At 36.3% G+C, this 21620-nt stretch carries 19 protein-coding genes; 12 read left to right on the plus strand and 7 right to left on the minus strand.

Annotated elements, in window-relative coordinates; genetic code table 11:
* Positions 1 to 54: 54 nt before the first annotated feature.
* The gene (locus tag EGI24_RS20915) at positions 55 to 387 is read right to left on the minus strand and encodes a LytTR family DNA-binding domain-containing protein (RefSeq protein ID WP_255050579.1); all 333 of its coding nucleotides are present in this window, start codon (positions 385 to 387) and stop codon (positions 55 to 57) included.
* 108 nt (positions 388 to 495) lie between these two features.
* Here EGI24_RS20915 and EGI24_RS20920 point away from each other — a divergent pair, with 108 nt between their 5' ends.
* From EGI24_RS20920 to EGI24_RS20945, 6 genes are all read left to right on the plus strand, one after another.
* A complete protein-coding gene (locus EGI24_RS20920) occupies positions 496 to 1017 on the plus strand; it encodes an RNA polymerase sigma factor (RefSeq protein ID WP_255050580.1) in 522 nt (173 codons plus the stop codon).
* Between the two features lies 1 nt (position 1018).
* Entirely contained in the window at positions 1019 to 1723 is a 705-nt protein-coding gene (locus tag EGI24_RS20925) for a hypothetical protein (protein WP_255050581.1), read from the plus strand.
* Positions 1724 to 1920: 197 nt separating this feature from the next.
* Positions 1921 to 2556, plus strand: coding sequence for a DUF2490 domain-containing protein (locus EGI24_RS20930; RefSeq protein WP_255050603.1), 636 nt, complete (start codon positions 1921 to 1923; stop codon positions 2554 to 2556).
* 42 nt (positions 2557 to 2598) lie between these two features.
* A complete protein-coding gene (locus EGI24_RS20935) occupies positions 2599 to 3273 on the plus strand; it encodes a response regulator transcription factor (protein WP_255050582.1) in 675 nt (224 codons plus the stop codon).
* A 32-nt stretch (positions 3274 to 3305) separates the two neighbouring features.
* Positions 3306 to 4715: a cell wall metabolism sensor histidine kinase WalK gene (locus EGI24_RS21935; RefSeq protein ID WP_255050583.1), complete on the plus strand. Its 1410-nt coding sequence runs from the start codon at positions 3306 to 3308 to the stop codon at positions 4713 to 4715.
* 101 nt (positions 4716 to 4816) lie between these two features.
* Positions 4817 to 5761: a hypothetical protein gene (locus EGI24_RS20945; RefSeq protein WP_255050584.1), complete on the plus strand. Its 945-nt coding sequence runs from the start codon at positions 4817 to 4819 to the stop codon at positions 5759 to 5761.
* Positions 5762 to 5906: 145 nt separating this feature from the next.
* On the opposite strand, the gene EGI24_RS20950 is transcribed toward EGI24_RS20945, so the two are convergent.
* Positions 5907 to 6980 (minus strand): mannose-1-phosphate guanylyltransferase, encoded by a 1074-nt coding sequence (locus EGI24_RS20950; RefSeq protein WP_255050585.1) that lies wholly within the window; start codon positions 6978 to 6980, stop codon positions 5907 to 5909.
* On the minus strand, positions 6967 to 8025 hold the full coding sequence (locus EGI24_RS20955) for a DUF3089 domain-containing protein (RefSeq protein WP_255050586.1): 1059 nt from the start codon (positions 8023 to 8025) through the stop codon (positions 6967 to 6969). Before EGI24_RS20955 ends, EGI24_RS20950 begins: the two co-directional genes overlap by 14 nt.
* A 97-nt stretch (positions 8026 to 8122) precedes the next feature.
* Between EGI24_RS20955 and EGI24_RS20960 the strand changes: the two genes are divergently transcribed.
* Positions 8123 to 11506, plus strand: a complete 3384-nt coding sequence (locus tag EGI24_RS20960; RefSeq protein WP_255050587.1) for a carboxypeptidase-like regulatory domain-containing protein — start codon at positions 8123 to 8125, stop codon at positions 11504 to 11506.
* Between the two features lie 206 nt (positions 11507 to 11712).
* On the opposite strand, the gene trpA is transcribed toward EGI24_RS20960, so the two are convergent.
* Positions 11713 to 12486 (minus strand): tryptophan synthase subunit alpha, encoded by a 774-nt coding sequence (gene trpA / locus EGI24_RS20965; protein ID WP_255050589.1) that lies wholly within the window; start codon positions 12484 to 12486, stop codon positions 11713 to 11715.
* 61 nt (positions 12487 to 12547) lie between these two features.
* A complete protein-coding gene (locus tag EGI24_RS20970; protein ID WP_255050590.1) occupies positions 12548 to 14053 on the minus strand; it encodes a M20/M25/M40 family metallo-hydrolase in 1506 nt (501 codons plus the stop codon).
* 311 nt (positions 14054 to 14364) lie between these two features.
* Between EGI24_RS20970 and EGI24_RS20975 the strand changes: the two genes are divergently transcribed.
* Both EGI24_RS20975 and EGI24_RS20980 read left to right on the plus strand, forming a co-directional pair.
* Entirely contained in the window at positions 14365 to 15189 is an 825-nt protein-coding gene (locus EGI24_RS20975; protein WP_255050591.1) for an N-acetylmuramoyl-L-alanine amidase, read from the plus strand.
* A 395-nt stretch (positions 15190 to 15584) separates the two neighbouring features.
* On the plus strand, positions 15585 to 15935 hold the full coding sequence (locus tag EGI24_RS20980; RefSeq protein ID WP_255050592.1) for a hypothetical protein: 351 nt from the start codon (positions 15585 to 15587) through the stop codon (positions 15933 to 15935).
* A 148-nt stretch (positions 15936 to 16083) separates the two neighbouring features.
* On the opposite strand, the gene EGI24_RS20985 is transcribed toward EGI24_RS20980, so the two are convergent.
* Both EGI24_RS20985 and cysS read right to left on the minus strand, forming a co-directional pair.
* Entirely contained in the window at positions 16084 to 17325 is a 1242-nt protein-coding gene (locus tag EGI24_RS20985) for a NupC/NupG family nucleoside CNT transporter (protein ID WP_255050593.1), read from the minus strand.
* 267 nt (positions 17326 to 17592) lie between these two features.
* A complete protein-coding gene (gene cysS, locus EGI24_RS20990) occupies positions 17593 to 19083 on the minus strand; it encodes a cysteine--tRNA ligase (protein ID WP_255050594.1) in 1491 nt (496 codons plus the stop codon).
* Positions 19084 to 19222: 139 nt separating this feature from the next.
* On the opposite strand from cysS, the gene EGI24_RS20995 reads away from it, so the two are divergent.
* The 3 genes from EGI24_RS20995 to EGI24_RS21005 form a co-directional block, all read left to right on the plus strand.
* Complete coding sequence (locus EGI24_RS20995) at positions 19223 to 20302, plus strand: BamA/TamA family outer membrane protein (RefSeq protein ID WP_255050595.1); 1080 nt, start codon at positions 19223 to 19225, stop codon at positions 20300 to 20302.
* A gap of 97 nt (positions 20303 to 20399) precedes the next feature.
* Positions 20400 to 21080: a hypothetical protein gene (locus EGI24_RS21000; RefSeq protein WP_255050021.1), complete on the plus strand. Its 681-nt coding sequence runs from the start codon at positions 20400 to 20402 to the stop codon at positions 21078 to 21080.
* The coding region (locus EGI24_RS21005) for a beta-propeller fold lactonase family protein (RefSeq protein WP_255050596.1) at positions 21081 to 21620 on the plus strand (540 nt) is incomplete at its 3' end. It lies immediately after the preceding gene.

The raw sequence follows: 21620 nt of genomic DNA on the forward strand, positions 1-21620 counted from the left end.
TGGTATTAGTGTCAGTTTCTAAAAAAAGTAAACTCGGGTTTTGTGAAAAATTATTCAGCACATTTGTTTTAAATACAAAAGACTGTTTTTCAGCCCAGTAAGTCTTCTTCTCGAAATACTGGCTTTCATATTATTGACAAGCAAGACTTCTTTGTGTTGAATTTCCAGAAAATAAAGCAAGTTGATGATACAAGACCTGTGGGTGCGATAAAATGGATATGGCTCAAAAATACCTTCGCATTCTTTAAGGGTTTTGGCCAAAGTAATGCTCCTTCCGTTGGAAAAATAAAACACGCTGTAGTTTTCGTCCGCTTCTACTTTTATGACATCCTCGGGTTTTACCTTGGCTCTCTTTAGTCCTCTTACATTTTTAAATTGGTATTTCATGAACGCTTTTTTTTAAATTTGTGCAGAAAAAGCCAAAAAGTAAACTGCCTTAAAATAAAAAATTTCGTATGTTTACTTTTCAAGAAAAAAAACACTAAGCTCAGAACAGTGACAGAGATTGAGAATTTAAAAAGGCGGGATGGAAAAACACTGGAGCGGATTTATACTTCGTATCGTAGTGGTTTTTTGTTGTTTGCTTCGAAATATAATTTAGCTCAAGAAGACATTTTGGATGTATATCAGGATGCATTTGTAGCATTAATTGAAAATGCGGAAAAAGGCAAACTAGACGGACTGAATGCCGAACTAAAAACTTACCTTTTTTCTATAGGCAAATACATGATTTTTGCCAAACTGAGGAAAAGTAAAACGGATTTTGTAGAAATAGAAACGCTTCCTGATGGCTTAGAATGGCCAGAAATTGACGAAAACGATCATCAAATAAGTCTTCTAGAAAACAGTTTGAAAAAGCTTGGAGACCAATGCTACAAAATTCTGAGACTGTTTTATTACGAAGAAAAAAAACTCGATGAAATAATGGAACTGCTGCCTTATCAGTCAAAAGACGTGCTAAAAAGTCAAAAAGCCAGATGTCTGAAACATCTCAAAGAAATGTTATCGAAAAACTAAAATGGAAGAACTAATTATTAAATATTTCGAGAAAAAACTAACTGACACGGAGTTGGAAGATTTTGAAAAAAAACTCAAAACTGATTCTCATTTCCATGCTGAATTTGAATTTCAAAAATCCGTCCAATCGGCTCTTAGATCAAAGGAAAGATCTGAAATTAAAAACTTGTTGGTTGGTTTCGAAAAACAAAAAAAACAAAACAATTGGTGGATGTTCGCCGCTGCTGCGGTTGTAGTAATATTGGGTGGTTGGGTAGTTTTCCTACAATTCCTGAGCAAACCCAATCCATCAGAACTTTACCTAAGTTATTACCAAACTTACCCAAATGTTATTGCTCCCAATGTGCGTGGAGAAAGTCAAGAAAATCTAAAAACGAAGGCTTTTATGGCTTATGATTCAGGCGATTATGAAATGGCTACCCAACTTTTTGGTGAACTCAAAACACAAATATCCGAGGACTACGCAGTATTTTATGAGGGCGTTTCTTATCTCGAAGTCAATAGACCTAAAAAAACCATTGCATTATTTGAGAACAAGAAATTTACTAATTCAAATGCCCAATTTGAAGATTATAGAAAATGGTATCTAGCCTTGGCGTATCTTAAAACAGACAAAAAAGAGCAAGCAGTTGAAATTATAAAAGGCTTGTCTATCACTGAGAATCCTCAAAAAGAACAAGCTTTGAAGCTTTTGGATGAAATTTAAACTTATGGGTCTTCCTGATTTTAAAATAGAACCTACCTATTCCTCGTCGTTTTGTGTTATTTTTGATGCGTAAATTATCAAAAACGCATTATTTAGTGGATTTTAGCAAGAAAATTAGGTCAGTTTTAGTAATCATTTTATTTATTCCATTCGCTGTTTTTTCACAAACCAATGTCACCCACCAAAATTTGTTTTGGATGCGGGCTATGGTTCAGTCGAATCTGAACAAAAAACTGTTTTTGATAAACGAAATAGACAACCGTAGGTTTTATGAGGGCAATACTCAACACCACACTATTCAACACAATCACCTGCATTTTCGGATAAATCCGAGCGTAGATATAGCCATTGGGCAAACATTTTCGTGGCAAAATCCACAATTTCCCGATGCTACAGTTAAACTTACGGTACCTGAAATTCGCCCTTTTCAGGAATTGAATGCGGTGCAAAAAATCAATAAAAAGATAGTTTTTTCTACTAGAGTGAGGGTGGATGAAAGATTTATAAGAAAAAATGATGGTTCGCAACTATTGGAAGGTTACAATTTTAATATACGTTACCGACTTCGCCTGCAATACCAGTTTTTTCTGTGGAAAAAACAAAACGCAAATCTAAAAATATCTAATGAGTTGATGGTGAATTCAGGCAAGAATGTAAATTTCTTTGACCAAAACAGAATATACATTGCCTACGAGCATAGCTTTACCAATAAATTCTCCGCTGAACTGGGCTATTTGAGATGGTATCAACAACGTGCTCAATTCGATACATATTTTCAAAGAGATATTGTTCGTTTGACTTTATTTAAAAAGATAAATTTTACAAAAAATTAGATTTATTATCGTTTTTTGATGAAATAGCAAAAAATAGTAAGGATGAAAATTTTATTGGTTGAAGACGAAGCCAAAACTTTGCAACTCATTAAGCAAGGTCTTGAACAACATAATATTGAAGTAGATATAGCCTATGACGGCTTAATGGGACTTACGCTAGCACAAAGAAATCCTTATGATTTATTAATCACTGACATTATACTTCCTGAAATAAACGGACTTAATCTTTGCCGAAAACTACGTGAAAGTGGTTTTGAAACACCTATATTGTTATTGACAGCTCTCAGTACCACCACTGATATTATTACGGGCCTCGATGCCGGTGCAGATGATTACCTTGGGAAGCCTTTCGAGTTTAGCGAACTTATGGCCAGAATTCGAGCCTTGACAAGAAGAAATAAAGCCATTGCGGCTCCTTCAAACATTCTTCGTGTGGCTGACTTAGAACTTAATCAAGATACCAAGCAAGTTAAACGTGCAGGAAAAGAAATATTATTGACCGCCAAAGAGTTTAATCTATTGGAGCTGCTGATGCGGCACCCAGGTAGGGTGATTTCTAAAGTTGAACTTGCAGAAAAAATTTGGGAAATTACCTTCGATACAGGCACCAATGTTATTGAGGTTTATGTTAATTTTTTAAGAAAAAAAGTTGACAAAGACTTTGACAAAAAACTGATACATACGCAAATAGGCATGGGCTATGTCATAAAAGAATGACGTATTTTTAATCTAAATGATACAATGAAAAGGTGAGGTCATTAATCGATAAAATAAATTTCAAACTCAACATTCGAGGTCAACTCACGCTGCAGGTTCTTATGCTCGTGGGTTTTCTTTTTATGTTTTTTTCGGTCAGTATTTATTTTTTCAGTAAACTTTATCTTGAAAAACGCTTTTACAAAAAACTACAGGATAGAGCACTTACTACATCTTCCTTGTTTTTTGATTTTCAGGCCAATAACATTGAGATTCAGAAAATTGTAGAAAATACTGAAAGAGAGTATCTTAATGAAGAGGTTATCTCTATTATAGACATCAAAAGAAATCTATTTGTGTTTTCTAACAACTTCAAAAAGGAAGAATTTCACAGACTTTTGATGTTGAGAATCGACATAAACAGCTCAGTCGGAAACTCCAGCTTGGGAGCTTACAAAATGGCCTACCTGAAAATAAAAGACAATTCCGGAGAATATTGGGTAATGGTAAGTGCCGTTGATAAAATTGGCGAAGAAGCCTTAGCTGACTTAAAAAACATACTGATCATCATGTCACTGGTTGCCTTGCTATTTATAGGTTTTTTGGGTTGGTATTTAGCCAATAAGGCATTAGCTCCTATTTCTGATATTATTCAACAATTAGATCAGATTTTCCCGAAAAATATATCCAAAAGGATTATTCACACCAACTTTGGTGATGAGATTGGCCAAATGGCCGAAACCATCAATAAGCTTTTACAAAGAGCAGAAAATGCAGTTTTTACCCAAAAAATGTTTGTGGCCAATATCTCCCATGAACTTAAAAATCCATTAACCAAGATTTTTACGCAGATAGAATTGCTGGAAATGAAATATAAAAATTTCACTGAATTTCATGAACAGATAGTTTCACTCAGAGATGATACCCTGAAACTTAATCACCTTACACATTCTCTTTTACAATTGGCCAATATATTTTCAGATGAAAATGCTCTCCCATTGACCGAAATCAGACTCGATGAAGTGGTTTTTGACGCAGTGTCGGAATTTAAAAAATGGAACCCTGGTAAAAACATTGAGATTGACTTGGAAAACTTCCCTGAGGATGAAAAATATCTAATTGTAAATGGAAATGCAGAGGCCATGAAGGTAGTTTTTAAAAATTTGATAGATAACGCTTGCAAATTTTCAAGCAACCAAACTGGCTTTTTGAATATTTCAGCCATAAAAAATCAGGTAAAAATTGAGATAAGGAACGAAGGCATTCCAATTCCCAAAAACGAAATAACCCAAATATTCCAACCATTTTATAGATCTGACTCTACCGCAAAAGGAAAAACTGGGCATGGAGTAGGCCTGGCCATTGTAAAACAAATCGTAGAGCTGCATCACGGCAAAATTGTAGTTCTTCCACAAACCAACGGAAACCTGTTTCAGGTTACACTTCCTAATTTTTTCAACTAAGCGGCAAATTTTAAGGTAAATTTAATTTCCATTTAACACAGGTTTAAGGTCAGTGTGTTTAGTTTGTTGCATAATCGAAATTAATATATTTAAATATGGAAATGGAAAATCATTCACCAAGTAACTCAAATACACTCAAAATAGGTTTAGTTGTTCTTTTAGGAGCTTTAGGACTTTTGGGATATTTATACTACGGTTCTCAAAACGAAAACGCAGATTTACAAAAACTTCTAACCGGCAAAGTTGATGAACTTTCTACCACAAAAGTGAAATTGGATTCAATATCACAATCATTGGATGCAAAAATTGCCGAAGTAACTGCATTAGGTGGTAGTGTAGAAGAGTTAGAAAAAATAAAGGCACAGTTGGAACAAGATAAGAAAAGACTTAAGGCTGACTCAAATTTCTCAACCAAAAAGTATGAAGGCAAAATAGCTGAGTATGAAGCATTTCTACTTCAAAAAGACGAAGATATACTAAAATTGAAAGAAGAAAACGGGCTACTAAACTCACAAAATCTTACACTACAGACTGAAAAAGAGCAAGTTATTACGCAAAACAAATCATTGAGTTATTCAAAAGATTCATTGAATACTAAAGTAAGCGAAGTAAGTTCTCAAAACGAAGATTTGCGTAGAAAAGTAAATGTGGGTTCAGCACTAAAGGCTGTAAGTGTACAAGTGGTTGGCTTAACTTCAAAAGGAAAAGAAAAAGAGGGTGAATTGAAAAATAAAAGAATCGACCAATTGAAAGTTTCTTATATTCTTCCTTCAAACCCGCTTACTGAAAGAAACAATAAAGAGGTGTACATGAGGGTGTTAGATCCAAATGGAGCAGTATTAAATGACATGGCTAGAGGCGGTGTATTGAATTTTGCCAATCAGGAAATCGGTTACAGCACAAAGCAGAGCGTACCTTACACCAACGACGATCAAAAAGTAGATATGTTTTACAAAAAAGAAGCAGCTTTCAAATCAGGTAAATATGCTATAGAGTTGTATTCTGAAGGTTTCAAAATCGGAACAGGAAGCTTTTTGGTAAAATAACAAAGAATATATTCATAATGGTTTATAGGGTTCTATCAGATTCCTGCGTCGATATTCGATGCAGGAATTTTATTTTATAAAAAAAGTTTGCTAGACTAATCAAGCAAACTTTCCTATTTTCATAAATCTTATCTATTCTAACTCATCAAACAAACTGTTTGCCGTAAGCCTCCGCTTTGTTTACAAATTCCTTAACTTTTTGTTCGTCATCTTTCTTGCAAATCATCAAAACACCATCAAACTCTGCCACAATATACCCTTTTAAGTCATTGATAACAACCAACTTATCTTTAGGGGTTTTTATAATACAATCCTCTACATTAAAGAGCATGGCCTTTGCATCGATAACATTATTAACTTCGTCTTTTGCTGAGTTCTCGTACACCGATTTCCAAGTTCCAAGATCTGACCATCCAATGTCAGAAAGCACCACAAAAACATTTTCAGCCTTCTCCATTATGCCGTTGTCAATCGAAATTGATCGACATCGTGGATAAGCGATATCTAAGGCTTCTTTTTCTTTTGTTGTGTAAAAATGCTTTTGAGCAATTCTAAAAGCATCTGCCACTTCTGGCAAATACATATCAAAAGCGGCATTGATAGATTTCAAACTCCAAATAAATATTCCTCCATTCCACACATAATCCCCACTAGCCAAAAACATTTCAGCCAATTCGAGATTGGGCTTTTCGGTGAAGGTTCTTACCTTTTTAACTTCCTTGGCTTCTGAATCATCAAACTGAATATAGCCATAGCCTGTATCTGGTCTTGTAGGTTTTATGCCCAGTGTCACCAACACATCATTTTCAATGGAATAATCCAAGGCAACGTTTATCCTTTTCCTAAACTCTTCTTCTTTCAAGATGATGTGGTCTGCTGGAGCCACCACAATATTGGCATTTGAATTTTTCTTTGCTATCTTGAAACAAGCATAAGCAATACAAGGAGCTGTATTTCTTCGACTTGGCTCCAAGAGAATCTGTTCATCGGTAAGAAACGGCAATTGTTCTTTTGTGATGGAATAATATTCAGGGCTAGTTACCACAAAAACATTTTCATTTGGACAAATTCCTACAAATCTATCAGCGGTCTGCTGAATAAGCGTTCTGCCAGTACCCAAAATATCGTGAAATTGTTTTGGAAAGGTTTGACGGCTAAAAGGCCAAAACCTTGTGCCTACACCTCCAGCCATTATTATTAAGAAATTATTTGATGTCATGTTGTTCTAAATAGTTTTTCACTCGCAAAGCTACGTTTTCTCTTATATCCATCCAAAAAAGATTATAGTCGGCAAAGTGCCAAATTTTTGTTTTCACAAATACTTTTCCAGCAACCTTCGGTTTTTTTATCCAAAGAATTCCTTGTTCCTCTCTTGAAGAGATAATTTGAGGTGAAATTTTAAATTTCAATCCCAAAGTACCTTTGTGTTCTGCGTAGTTTGTAAAAGTGTTCGTTGCAGTCCAAGTAATTGGATTTACGGATTGAGCCTTGTTTAGTCCATTTTTATAATACTCAGGAAAATATCCATTGGCAAAAGTATTCCAACTTACATAACCACCTACATCAGATGGGTTTAGACTAATTTTCAAATCCTGAAACATGGAGTCGTTTACGGGCATTCCCACCAAATAAGAAGAAACTAAAAGTGATTTAAGTGGTTTATTGTCGAAAAACTCCTTTAATAATCTAACGGCATGCAAAGTACCTTGGCTATGTGCCGCAATAATGATAGGACGATTGTGATTATAATTTTGAAGGTAATAATTAAACGCCTCCTTTACATCTTCATAAGCAACTTCCAAGGCCTTTCGAGCCGAAACGGAGTCTTTGGTAAGAAAAACAGAATAATGTGCCTGCCTATACCTTGGTGAGTACACTTGACAACTACCATTAAAAACCGAAGCTTGGTTTTTAATGGCTGAATTATCAATTTTGTCATTCAAATTTTTATCAGTTATTGAAGCATTCCAAGTAAACTCATTTTCAGGCTTTTGTGTGTAGATGGTCGGATAAATAAAGAAAACATCTACTTTGGCTTCAGCTTGCTGGTCTCTTAATTCAGACTTAGATTTGGGTATTTGGTCGGCCATATCCACTAAGCTAGGCAAAGCAGCCCATGAATTGCTTTCAGCAAAATTCGGCCTTGAAGGAAGTTTATTTTCATCAAAGTCATTGATTATAAGAAATTTATTTTGACAAACGGCTTTTAAACCACCTAGGATAAATAATGCGAACAAAAACCGTATAAAAATTAATCTCATCATTTTATGATTATTTTTTGATTTTATTGTATTGAAATAATTAAAATTCTTATTTTTGACCTTTATTTTCATTCATTAACCAAATAATATTGACTTGACTATGATCAAAAATTACCCAAACCTAAAAAAATTATTCCTCTTTATCGCTATTTGTCTTTTTAATGTAGGGTTTACATTTGGACAAACGGTGATTTCGGGAATGATTTCTGACTCGAAAACCAAAGAACCTTTGGTTGGGGTTAGTGTTCAAATTAAAGGAAAAGTAATAGGAACTATTACGGATGTTAAAGGTAAATTTGAGTTTACTACTTCTACACCTTTGCCTATTCAACTGTTGATTTCTTCGGTAGGATACAAAACCCAAGAATATACCGTAAACTCTGAAAATGCAGCTATCAATGTAAGTCTCGAAGACCAAGATATTATGGGTCAAGAGGTGGTGGTGTCTGCTTCGAGAGTAGAGCAAAGTGTGATGAAATCACCCGTAACTGTTGAAAAACTTGACCTAAGAGCGATCAGAGAATCAACAGCACCCAATTTTTATGATGCCATTGCCAATATGAAAGGCATTGACATGACTACGCAAGGTTTACTTTTCAAATCAATCAATATGAGAGGATTTGGAGCTACAGGTAACCCGCGTACCGTTCAAATGATTGATGGAATGGACAATCAAGCACCAGGTCTTAATTTCCCTGTGGATAACATCGTGGGTATGCCCGAGTTAGACGTGGAATCGGTGGAGATTCTTCCAGGAGCAGCATCGGCACTTTACGGTCCGAATGCTATTCAAGGTCTAATTTTGATGAACTCAAAAAGCCCATTTTTATATCAAGGCTTGAGTACTACCATAAAAACTGGCCTAATGAATGAAAGCAGTAGAGCTAAAGCAACTACTCCTTTCTATGATTTGTCATTGAGATATGCTAAGGCATTCAACAACAAATTTGCCTATAAAATCAACCTATCTTATATTGGAGCAAAAGACTGGGAAGCCAATAACTTTACTAACCTAAACCTTGGCGGAACAGAAAACGGAACACGTGGTGCAGGCGTAGATATCGACTACGATGGTGTAAACATCTATGGTGACGAAGTACAAGCCAATATGTTGACCGTTGCAAACGGATTGGTAGCTGCTAAATTACTTCCATCAGCTGCTACAGCATTGGTGCCAAACGTACCAGTAAGTAGAACTGGTTTTATAGAGAGAGACTTAGTAGACTATAACACAAAATCGTTCAAAACAAACGTAGGTCTGCATTACAGATTGAACGAAAAAGTGGAAATGATTGGCCAAGTAAACTATGGTTTTGGTACAACAGTTTATACAGGAGCTGCAAGATACTCATTGAGAAACTTCAACATTACACAAGCAAAATGGGAATTAAAAGGTGACAACTTTAATGTGAGAGCCTATACAACGCAAGAAAGATCAGGACAATCTTATGCCTCTGGGCTTTCGGCAGTGTCTATGTTGAATGAAATCAAACCTCATGCTACTTGGTTTGGACAGTACGTGGGTGCATTTGTTGCTGCTCGTTCAGCTGGGCAAGCAGAATCTGCTGCTCACTTAGCTGCAAGAGGTGTTGCGGATCAAGGAATGCCAGCTCAAGGAAGTGATGCATTATTGGCATTGGCTGGCAAATACAATGAAATGAACATAGTTAACGGTGGTGGAGCTTTTGCTGATAAATCAAATATGTATCACCTAGAAGGATATTATAACTTCAAAAATGAGATTAAATTCATGGATTTGAGTGTAGGTGCCAATGTTAGAAAATATCAACTAAGATCAAATGGAACCCTATTCTCTGATCAAAAAGAAGGAAGAGATGGCACCATCGGTATCAATGAGTTCGGCGGTTTTATTCAAGCAGCCAAGAGTATGTTTGCAGATCACTTCAAACTTTCTGCATCGATGCGTTATGATAAAAACGAAAACTTTGAAGGTCAATTTACCCCAAGAGTTTCGGGTGTATTTTCATTTGGAGAGCATAATTTCCGTCTATCCTACCAATCAGGATTTAGAATTCCTACTACGCAAAATCAATACATTGATTTAAAAACTGCCTCAGGTACCTTAATCGGTGGATTACCAGAGTTTGACACAAGATATGATTTGGCGAAGGGTATAGCTGTTACAAGCTTAGATGCTGCCAATGTCGCTAAATATGCAGCTTTGCCAGAAGTTCAAGCAAGTGCTAAGGCTTATGCTACGGCTGCAGTTACGGCTCAGGCTACTCCCGCCATCACTGCTGGTGTTACTGCTGCTATAACTGCAGCTGTAAACAAAGCAGTAACAGATGGGATCACCGCCCAAGTAACTGCAGGTGTTACTCAAGCCATTACTGCTCAAGTAACCCAAGGCGTTACTGCGGCTATAACCCAACAAGTGACTGCGGCTGTAACTGCCTCAGTGAACGCCGCTGTAACTGCTGGAACCATTACCGCTGCAAATGCAGCTGCAGCAATACAAGCTGGAGTTGCAGCCCAATTGCCTGCAGCATTAACTGCTAATTTGCAAACCCAAGTAGCAGCTGCACTTCCGGGTGCTTTGGCAGCTAATTTGGCCCCAGGAGTTGCTGCAACTTTACCTGGAGCATTGGCTGCGAACTTTGACAAGACCGTAGCAGTAGAATTACCTAAAGCACTTGCCGCAAACTTCCAACCGGCATTTAATGCTGAATTAGCAAAAGCTTTAGCAGCAAACGTTCCAGGAGTAACTGCTCAGGTATTACCTGCTTTTGCATTACAAAAAGTTCCTAAATACCAAGTAAAAGCATTACAACCAGAAAGAATTCAGTCTTATGAAATTGGTTACAAAGGCCTTTGGGGCAAAAAACTATTTGTAGATGCGTATCACTATTGGAGTAAATATACCAACTTTATTGGTGGTACTTCTATCGTGGTACCAATCGCTGCGGCTGGTCCTGGATTACCTATTGAATCAGGTGTTGGTAGTGCTTCAACTAGATTGGCTTATTCTCGCCCTTCAAATACAAGTGCTGTTATTAAAGTAAAAGGATGGGCAGCCAACATGAACTATACATTGGGTAAAGGATTCAATGTTGGAGGTAACGTTGCATACAACGAACTTACTGGTTTTACATCGACTGCTGAGCAACAATATGCTGGTTTCAACACGCCTAAGTATAGATATAACTTAAACTTCGGTAAGAGATTGGGTAGCGGTGACAAAATTGGTTTCAACGTAAACTTCCGTCACCAAGATTCATTCCTTTGGGAGTCATCGTTTGTAGCACCAACAACTACTACAAACTTGAACTTTACAAACACTACCGTTCCTAAGATCAATAACTTGGACGCACAGGTTAGTTTCAAATTGTCTGCAGCTAAATCAATCTTGAAAGTTGGTGCGAACAATTTGGGTTCTAAACCATATTTCCAAGCTTTTGGTAGTGCTATGGTGGGCAGTACTTATTATGTAACGATATCTTATGATGAGTTATTCAATAGATAATTAGCCAAAAATTATTGGAAAATGACTTAGGTCAAACTTCATAATTTTCTTTGGTTTATTAGAAAAAGACCTCCAATTGGAGGTCTTTTTTTTATGCTTTTATGATTGAATTAGGAACAACTAAAATAAAAGATCCCAAGAATAAAATTTGAATTTTATGCTTTAAAAAAAATACTACTTTGCAATACTTCTCAAGTTTGGGATAATTACCTCAAAGCTTTTAAATAAGAAATAATCTCTCCTTTTAAATCTTTGGCAGCTCCGATGATTCTTACGAATTGACTACCTATGATAGCCCCTGAGGCATATTTTGAGGCTGTTTGAAAAGTATCTTTATCCTTTATTCCAAAACCAATAAGTCGTGGATTTCGGAGATTCATGGCATTTACTCTGTTGAAATATTCCTCCATTTGAGACGTAATGCCCGATGTAGCACCAGTAACACTAGCAGATGAAACCATGTAAATAAACCCATCGGAAATTTCGTCAATTTTACGGATTCTATCCTCTGAGGTTTGTGGGGTTATCAAAAATATATTGAGTAATCCATATTGGTCAAATATCTTTTTGTATTCTCTAAAATACTCATCTACAGGCAAATCAGGCAATATTAATCCATCTATGCCAATTTCTTGACATTTTTTAGAAAACGCTTCAATCCCAAACTGATAAACGGGATTAAGGTAACCCATTAGTACAATCGGAACCGTAACTCCCTTTTCTCTTATATCTGCTAATTGCTCAAAAAGCACTTTTAATGACATTCCATTTTCCAATGCCTTTTGGTTGGACTCTTGAATGGTTTCACCGTCTGCAACTGGGTCAGAATATGGCATTCCAATTTCTACAATATCCACACCACCAGCTTGCAAGGCCGTCAAAACCGTCACTGTGTCGTTGAGTTCTGGAAAACCAGCCGTAAAATATACATTTAAAACCTCTTTTTGTTTGTTCTGAAATAAGGCAGTAATTCTGTTCATCTATATTTTGTATTCTGCCTGCAAAATTAGGTAATTATTTAGGCACTGAATGGAGATATTTTCAAAAATCACTACTTAGTAGACCCATCATAGTTTTTATTCCATCAAAATAATTGCCTAATCGAAGATTTTCGTTGGCACTATGCTGATTATTATCTGCATTTACGGTAGGAATTATCACAGCAGTTACTCCCAACTTGGTAACAAAAGGAGATATAGGTACCGAACCACCCATGGTAGGAAGTTTAATAATGGACTTATTCGTAGTTTTTGCTATGGCATTTTCCAACCAAATACCTACTGTACCATTTAATTCTGTATTAAAAGCACCATAACCAGGTCGAGTAGCTATCCTAATAATTTTATCATGCTTTGCTCTTTCTTCGGGTGTAGGATCATTTTCTACTAAATAATAACCTTTAGAAAGTATGAAATCTTTAACATTCTTTATCAATTTGACAGGGTCAGTGGCTGCCACAATACGGATATCTATTTCAGCAATGGCCTTATCTGGAATGATAGTAGCTGCCAAAGTTCCTACTTCGCCAGACTTTAGTCCTCTAATGTTTAATGAAGGAAAAGTCAATGCCTCTTGATAGGTCTCCCCTACTTTATCTGGAGTTTTTATCCCAAGTTTAGCATTCATTTCAGCTAAATTATCAGGAACTTCTTTGAGTTTTTGCTTGGTTTTGGCATCTAAGTTTACACCATCATAAAAGCCTGGAATCAGCACTTTGCCATCATCCGACTTCATAGAAGCCAGCAATTGTGCCATTCTTAAAGCTGGATTTGGCAAATAATTGCCATAATGCCCACTGTGTTGTGGTGTGTAAGCACCATATGTGGTTAAAGTAATTGTTGCTATGCCTCTCGCCCCAAAAGTAATTGTTGGCAAATTAGAGGCATGCCCTGGTCCATCAAAAATCAAAAGCAAATCTGAACTAAGTAAGTTTTTGTGTTTATCAATTATACTTGGAAGATTCACTGAACCCTTTTCTTCTTCAAAATCAACCAGGATTTTAAGATTATAAGGCGTATTAATATTTTTTGACGCTAAGGCATCCATGGCTGCCAAAAGCATAACACCTGGACCTTTATCATCCGAAGATGCTCTACCAAAAATTCTCCATTCTGGATCAACCTGCTTTTCAAGATTTTCAATAGGTATAATTTCCCAAGAATTACCCTCGGCATTTTTCTTTTTCAAAACTGGCTTAAAAGGGTTTTCTTGAAACCACTCAGAAGGAATCACAGGCTGACCGTCAGAATGATAATAATACATTATGGTCTTTGCGTTTGGATTTTGGGATTTCTTAGTTAGGAGCAAAACAGGTAAAGTACTGGTTTCAAGCCTTTGTGAAGAGAAACCCCGTTGGGTAAACTGATTTTCTACCCAAACGACATTTTTTATTATATCCTCTTTATAATTGGCATCACAGGGAATAGAAAGATACTCTATCAAAGTTGGAAAATGCTTTTTGCCAAAATGCATCGCCAGAGAATCATAGCTTATTTTTTGAGCAAAAACATTCGGAACAATCAACAAAAAGAGGACAATCTTTCTCATATTAAGGGTATTTTCTAAAGGTTTTCGAAACACTACAAACTTATAGTAAACTAACTAAAATTGTCGACTTTTGATTAAAAATACGCTCTTTTTATAAAAAATAAATTCAAATTTTCCCCTCTTAAATATTCTGTTTTTCTTTAAATAATAGAAAAAATATACCTGACAGTAAATTATTAATAAACGCAAACTCCTAAAAAACAAATACTTATAAATTTTTTTCAAAAAAAATTTTCAAAAATAAACTTTTGGCACAGATGTTGAAAAGAGAAAAACATAGCCCGTTTTTAACGCTTTTCTAAAATACAAATATGAAACATTTTTTACTATCTCTTTCAGCATTAATTGCTTTTGCAGGTTTGAGTTCTTTCAAAGATAAAAACCCAAACTCAAAAAACGCTCCCAAGGTGGTCAATTTCGAGATTTTCGGAAGTGAACATGCGACAACACCAATTATTGACAATGAACTTTACGATCATGTTTATTATATAGTAAGTGGTCATGGTGGACCTGATCCAGGGGCAAATATCACGGTAAATGGTAAAATGGTAGCTGAAGACGAATACGCCTACGATGTAAGCCTTCGTTTGGCCAAAAATCTTTTGATGCATGGAGCCAAAGTGTATATGATAGTTAGAGACGAAAACGATGGAATCAGAGACCAAGAGTACTTAGAAACTGACATAGATGAAGTAGTTTGGGGTGGAGAAAAAATCCCTTTGAGCCAATCAGCCCGACTGAGACAAAGAACCAAAATAATAAATGATTTGTATGCTGAAAATGCAGCCAAAGGATATGAAACTCAAAGGGTAATTGAAACTCATGTGGACTCTCGCATAACCAACCACAAAGTAGATATATTCTTTTACTACAACGACAGAAAACCTGAAAGCAAGGAATTGGCTGAGGGCATGTATGATACCATCAAACAAAAATACAATGCCAAACAAAAAGGTCGTGGTTACACAGGAGAAGTAAAAGCCCGTGATCTTTGGATGATTAAAGAATCAAAGCCACCGATTGTTTTTATAGAATTAGGCAATATCACCAACGAATTTGACCGCAAACGCTTGCTGCTGGCAGATAATAGACAAGCCATAGCCAACTGGTTTGCACAAGGACTAATGCATCACTAGGATTCTTTATAAAATACATTTGAAATTACCGGAAGTCGAGAGGTTTTCGGTATTTTTTTGTTTGGACATAAACCTAAAAAACCATCACAAAAAAAAATAAATTTATGTACTGCAATAGGATAAAACTATATTTTATAGACAACCAACAAGTTTTACTAGACAATCTAAATTTACTTTTTGTACAAAAACATAACTTTTAAGTTACAGGACAACAAGTTAAGGGTGAAAAATAAGTAAATTAATTAAAAAACAGCATCCTGATATATCATCCAAGTTTTAAAAATACACCAACCATTTTACCTCTAAATAAAACATTATCAAGTATTTACAGCTTGTTGAATTTTATTTAATCAATATGAATTAAATTCACATTTTTAATAAACCCCCAATAACCCATGAAAAAATCTCTTTCACTAAGTGTTCAGGCTGTGTACGTGCTTATTACTGCACTTCAGCTTATTTTTGTACCCAACATGCTTTTGGGTATGTTTGGTTTTGAACCCACTTCCGAAGTATGGATAAAGGTGCTAGGCATAATTCTGCTTTCTTTGGTAATGGTCTATTACGCTATCATTCAAAGTGGCGATTATAAAATCTTAAAAATGACCATTTATAGCCGATTGACGGTTGTATTAGGTTTTTTTATATTGGTAGCCACAGGCCAAGCCGCCACTCCATTAATTCTATTTGCCGGTATTGATCTAGCCACTGCGATTTGGACTTGGTTTGAGTTGAAAAAAGCTTAAGGTTGGCTTTTCTAAAAATCACTATTGTTAAGGCATAAGTTGTATGGCGAAAGAACTTTGGTAAATTTGAAAGACAAAAGAATTAAAAGTACAAAAGCCTGATAAATATGAATTTGTCAGGCTTTTGTTTTGTTTATCAATTCTTTTTTTAAAATAACAACCCTGCTATGGTAGCAGACATATAACTAGCCAAAGTTCCTGCTATTAAAGCTCTTACGGCCACTTTCGTTAAATCTTCTCTTCTAGAAGGTTCCAACGCAGAAATACCACCAATTTGGATTCCTAGAGAACCGAAGTTGGCAAAACCACAAAGTGCGAAACTTACAATTGCTATGGTTTTAGGAGATAAAGCTCCCGCGTCCATCATTCCTTTTAGATTGAGATATGCCACAAATTCGTTGGCTGCTAACTTTGTACCCATTAATGAACCAGCCTGAACTATCTCTGCAGATGGAACACCCATGGCCCATGCAAATCCAGCGAAAAGATATCCCAAAATCAAGTCCAGACTTAATGTTGGCATGGCCACCAAACCACCAATTTTACCCAATAAAAAGTTAATCAAAGCTATGAGGGCAAGAAATCCTATCAACATAGCCAGTACATTCAAACCTACTTTAAGACCGTCTGAACAGCCCGCTGATACTGCATCTATGAAATTGGTATGTTCCTTTTTTACTTTTAAAGAAACTTCTCCTTTTGTTTCGGACTCTTCAGTCTCTGGAAACATGATTTTGGCAATCGCCAATGCCCCAGGAGCAGCCATTATACTTGCAGCAATCAAATATTCGGCCTTCACACCAAACTGAATATAAGTAGCCATCACTCCTCCAGCAATACAAGCATAACTTCCAGCCATAGAGGCAGTTAATTCAGAATTCGTCATGCCTTTGAGGTAGGGTTTTATCATGATTTGTGCTTCTACTTGACCCACAAACGTACTAGCAATATTAGAAAGAGCCTCCGCTCCACTGATGTTCATGATTTTTTTCATGCCAATGGCCAACCACTTTACCACAAATTGAATAATGCCGAAATAGTAAAATATATTTACCAAAACCGCCACAAAAATGATTGTAGGAATGATCTTGAAAAAGAAAATGAAACCTCCACCACCAAAAGCCTTAGCCACTAAGTCGTTCTGAGCTAATGGGCCAAAAACAAACATGGCACCGTCATTTGAAAAGTCGATGATTCGGGTAACCCATCTTCCCAACGTGGAGAAAAGCTCTTTACCAACAGTGGTTTTCAAAATAAACAATCCCAACAAAAGCTGAAGAAACAATCCCACACCAACCGTGCGATAATTGATGGCTTTGCGATTATTTGAAAGCAAAAATGCTACAACTAGAATAAGTACTACTCCGAGGAGTCCGATGAGGTTTTGCATTGGTTATAGGGTTAGTTTATAATTGAATTGAAGTTCATTTTATATTTTCAAAAGACTGATGTTTATAATTATTTGGAACAAATATTAAGTATCATTATAAGATTACAAAAGCAATTTTAACCAAAAATCATCTTTATCAATCACTTTTATCCGGAAAATCTTTAAATCAAACAAAATTAACTCCAGTGAAATACTCCAAAAGACGAAATTGAAGACCTAAAATGCCAATTTCGATGTTTTAAATGGCTGAAAATTATTTCCCCATTCCTACTCTTCCCAAGCCCAATCAATTTTGTGCTTCATATCCTTAATGCTCATGCTGTTGGCCTTGAAATAGGTTCTGATTTGGTCAACTTTATCGTATTCTTGTTTTGCTTTGTGGTCGCGGTAGAGTTCCAGCATTCCCTGAATTACGGCTTCGTCGTTGGTTGGTTTTTCTTCCTCCAATCCCAATATATTTTCTATGAAATCGACAAACTTGGACTTTAGTTTTCCAAAAGTATCCTGGCCGATTGCTGAAGGTTGAAGCTGATTCATATAAATCATATTCACATATTTGAGCAATGTAAACAGTTGAGCAATAGCTACCGCTGTGTTTAAGTCATCATTCAAAGCTTCATAAAAACCCTCTATTGATTTCTCTATTTCAGCCCTCTTTTTTTCATCAACGACAACCTCATCGTTTTCGACAAATTCAAGATTTTTAGAAACTCTCAAGCCATTTATCAGTCTTCTGTAACCTTTTTGGGCTGCCTTCAGTGCGTCGTTTGAAAAATCTAAAGTGGATCGATATTGCGATTGTAACATGAAGAAACGAACCGTCATAGGGCTGTATGCTTGCTCCAAAAGCGGGTGACTTCCTGTTATTAATTCAGATGGCAAAAAACTATTACCAAGTGATTTAGACATTTTTTGACCATTCACTGTCAACATATTAGAATGCATCCAATATTTAACTGGCTCCACCCCTGTCAAGCCTGTTCCCTGAGCTATTTCGCACTCGTGGTGTGGAAATTTCAAGTCCATACCACCGCCATGTATATCAAACTGCTTACCCAAATACTTGGCACTCATACATGTACATTCCAAATGCCAACCTGGAAATCCCATGCCCCATGGGCTAGGCCATTGCATAATATGCTCTGGTGCAGCCTTTTTCCAAATTGCAAAATCGAGCGGATTACGTTTTTCAGCTTGTCCGTCCAATTCACGGGTTTCGTTCAGCAAATCCTCCAAAATTCTTCCAGAAAGCTTTCCGTAATTGTTTCCTGACGCGTTATATTTGTTGATATCAAAATATACCGAGCCATTTGCTTCATAAGCCAATCCTTTACTAACCAAATCCTTCACAGCTTCTATCTGTTCCACCATGTGACCAGTAGCCGACGGCTCTATGCTTGGTGGAAGAAAGTTAAATAACTTCAAAACATCGTGAAAGTCATTGGTATAGCGTTGCACAATCTCCATTGGTTCTAACTGCTCCAATTTGGCCATTTTCCCAATCTTATCTTCTCCCTCATCTCCATCTCCTACTAAATGGCCTACATCCGTGATATTTCTGACGTATCTTACTTTATAGCCAATATGAATTAAATACCTATAAAGCACATCAAAAGTCATGAAAGTCCGAACATTTCCAAGGTGCACAAAGTTGTAAACAGTAGGACCACAGACATACATTCCCACGTGATTGGGTACGATAGGTTCAAAAACCTCCTTTTGTCTGGACAGTGAGTTATATATTTTGAGCGTTTGCATTTATAGTTTTGTAAGTATTAGGCACAAAAATAATTCTATTCGGTTGATATTTTTCTTTTTTTTTGGGTAAGTGTCATCCTAAAAACAATTTTAGTCCGTATTTAGTAACAAATTTGTAAAATGCCAAAGAAAAGAATTGATGAAAAACTGTAAGATTTTGATAATCGTTCTGATTTTGATTTCGTCACATACATTTGGACAAAAAGATTCAACACAAAAAATATTCCGAAATAAAAGCATCCTGGTTTTACCCGTTGTTTTTAGGCTTCCCGAAACCCGTTGGGGTGGGGGAATAGCAGGTGCCGCAAGTTTTTCATTTGCCAAAGATTCTATAAATGCCAAACCGTCGCAAATAACTTTTGGCACAACATTTACCCAAAATAAACAGATTTTGGTATTCTTCCCTTTCAAAATTTTCACAAACAACGACAAATATTACTTCTTTTCTGAAAATGGTTGGTATAGATTCAATTACCTGTATTCAGGTATTGGCGAAAATAGGATTCCAGACGAAAAATATGACACCGACTACTTCAGAGTAAGGCTTTTAGCTGCTAAGCAGGTTAGAAAATCGACATATTTGGGACTAAGACTAAATTTCGAAAACTATAAGGTTACTGGCACAGTGGCTGGTGGAGAGCTAGAAACTGGAAAAATCAACGGAAGTGATCAATCGAGAACCATAGGCCTTGGTTTATCCGTTTTGAAAGACACCAGAGATGCTGTTTTCTATCCTCGAAAAGGGATTTTTGGTGAGTTTTACATTATTCCTTCATCTAAAATTTTTGGAGCAAATAGAAATTTTACCAAAATTAACCTTGACTTAGCTCATTACAATAGTTTCGGTCCTAAAACAGTTTTTGCCAAACAAATCATTGCCACTTCCAACATCGGTAATGTCCCATTCAACCAAATGGCTTACTTGGGAGGTCAACAAAAAATGCGGGGCATCTACGAGGGCTATTTTAGAGATAAAAACGCCATGATCCTACAGACTGAAATCAGGCAAGAAGTCTGGAAAATGTTCGGAGTAGTGGGCTTTGGTTCCATGGCATTTCTTGGAGACCAAAACGATTTATTGAGATTCAAATACCCAAAATACACCTACGGTCTAGGACTAAGAATAGCCACCAAAAATCACCTAAACTTAAGAATTGATTACGCACTTTCTCCCTACACTTCTGGCAATTTTTATGCAACTGTGGGTGAGGCGTTTTGAGGAAATTGTTGGTAAAATGACCAAATGACTTTAAATTAATTACGGAAAATCTATCATATTTTATAAATTGCATCCTTAATTCAACCTTCCTCAAATTATGAAGAACCTTCTTTTTATAGCTTACTCTTTTATCATCCTTTCCTGCTCCCCTACCCGAAAATTTCAGGAAGCAGCAAAAAGCTGGGAACCAGAAATACAGAAACTCGAAGCCAAAGACAAAGTCGAAAAAGACCCTGAAAATGCTATATTGTATGTAGGAAGCTCGAGCATAAGACTTTGGAAAAACATAGAAAAAGACATGGCACCCTACCCAGCCATTCAACGCGGTTATGGAGGTGCTAAGTTTACCGATTTATTAGTCTATGCCAAACGCATTATTTATCCACATGAGTTCAGAGCTTTGGTAGTATTTGTTGCCAATGACATCACTGGTGGAAAGGAGGACAAAACACCAAGACAAGTATTAGGTATGTTTAAATCGCTAGAAAAAATAGTCAGAAAAAAATACAAAAATCAACCTATCTATTTTATTGCCATTACACCTAACAAGTCTCGTTGGAAAGTTTGGCCACAAGCACGAGAAGCAAATGCATTGATTCAGGCTTATTGCAAAACCAAAAAGAACTTACAATTTATCGAGACTGAAGCTCAATATTTAGGTGCTGATGGTTTGCCTATAGATGAGTATTTCATCAGCGACAAACTCCACCAAACCCAAAAAGGTTACGACGTGTGGGCTTCCATAATTAAAAGTAAACTAAACGAGACACTGAAATAAATGAAAAAATCATTCGGTATTTTAATTTTAACCTTATTTTGCTCGGGTCAGCTTTTGGCTCAAAAAAGTAATGCTTATAATATATTGGTCGGAACGTATACCCAAAAGACTTCTGAAGGTGTGTATTATGTTTCTATTGATAAAGAAACGCTTTCATCAACTATAATCAGTCATTCTGACAAAATAGACAACCCATCGTTTTTGGATATTTCGAAAGACAATAAATATATATACACTGTCTGCGAAACCGATGGTGGAAGTGTACAAGTTTTAAACTTCAATCAGGATACTGGACAATTCAAACATTCAAATATTGTTAACTCCGGCGGAGCACATCCTTGTCATATAGCATTGGATAAGACAGGCAAATGGATTTTTACAGGAAATTATACCGGAGGCAGTTTGGCCGTTTTGCCTGTAAAAGCTGATGGTAAATTGGGTGAACCAAAGCAAATTATTCAACATTACGGAACTGGCCCAAATAAAGACCGTCAAGAAAAACCCCATGTACATTCGGTAAATATTTCGCCAGATAACAAA

Origin of the sequence: Lacihabitans sp. CS3-21 (assembly GCF_024343675.1) — a bacterium.
In the GTDB taxonomy this organism is placed as follows: domain Bacteria; phylum Bacteroidota; class Bacteroidia; order Cytophagales; family Spirosomataceae; genus Leadbetterella.

Excerpts from the sequence above, each read along its gene's own strand:
- EGI24_RS20970 (WP_255050590.1), bottom strand. The coding sequence starts at position 14,053 with ATGAGAAAGATTGTCCTCTTTTTGTTGATTGTTCCGAATGTTTTTGCT.
- cysS (WP_255050594.1), bottom strand. The coding sequence starts at position 19,083 with ATGCAAACGCTCAAAATATATAACTCACTGTCCAGACAAAAGGAGGTT.
- EGI24_RS20930 (WP_255050603.1), top strand. The coding sequence starts at position 1,921 with ATGCGGGCTATGGTTCAGTCGAATCTGAACAAAAAACTGTTTTTGATA.
- EGI24_RS20960 (WP_255050587.1), top strand. The coding sequence starts at position 8,123 with ATGATCAAAAATTACCCAAACCTAAAAAAATTATTCCTCTTTATCGCT.
- EGI24_RS20985 (WP_255050593.1), bottom strand. The coding sequence starts at position 17,325 with ATGCAAAACCTCATCGGACTCCTCGGAGTAGTACTTATTCTAGTTGTA.
- EGI24_RS20980 (WP_255050592.1), top strand. The coding sequence starts at position 15,585 with ATGAAAAAATCTCTTTCACTAAGTGTTCAGGCTGTGTACGTGCTTATT.
- EGI24_RS20945 (WP_255050584.1), top strand. The coding sequence starts at position 4,817 with ATGGAAAATCATTCACCAAGTAACTCAAATACACTCAAAATAGGTTTA.
- EGI24_RS20955 (WP_255050586.1), bottom strand. The coding sequence starts at position 8,025 with ATGATGAGATTAATTTTTATACGGTTTTTGTTCGCATTATTTATCCTA.
- EGI24_RS20995 (WP_255050595.1), top strand. The coding sequence starts at position 19,223 with ATGAAAAACTGTAAGATTTTGATAATCGTTCTGATTTTGATTTCGTCA.
- EGI24_RS20975 (WP_255050591.1), top strand. The coding sequence starts at position 14,365 with ATGAAACATTTTTTACTATCTCTTTCAGCATTAATTGCTTTTGCAGGT.
- EGI24_RS20935 (WP_255050582.1), top strand. The coding sequence starts at position 2,599 with ATGAAAATTTTATTGGTTGAAGACGAAGCCAAAACTTTGCAACTCATT.
- EGI24_RS21000 (WP_255050021.1), top strand. The coding sequence starts at position 20,400 with ATGAAGAACCTTCTTTTTATAGCTTACTCTTTTATCATCCTTTCCTGC.
- EGI24_RS20915 (WP_255050579.1), bottom strand. The coding sequence starts at position 387 with ATGAAATACCAATTTAAAAATGTAAGAGGACTAAAGAGAGCCAAGGTA.
- EGI24_RS20925 (WP_255050581.1), top strand. The coding sequence starts at position 1,019 with ATGGAAGAACTAATTATTAAATATTTCGAGAAAAAACTAACTGACACG.
- trpA (WP_255050589.1), bottom strand. The coding sequence starts at position 12,486 with ATGAACAGAATTACTGCCTTATTTCAGAACAAACAAAAAGAGGTTTTA.
- EGI24_RS20950 (WP_255050585.1), bottom strand. The coding sequence starts at position 6,980 with ATGACATCAAATAATTTCTTAATAATAATGGCTGGAGGTGTAGGCACA.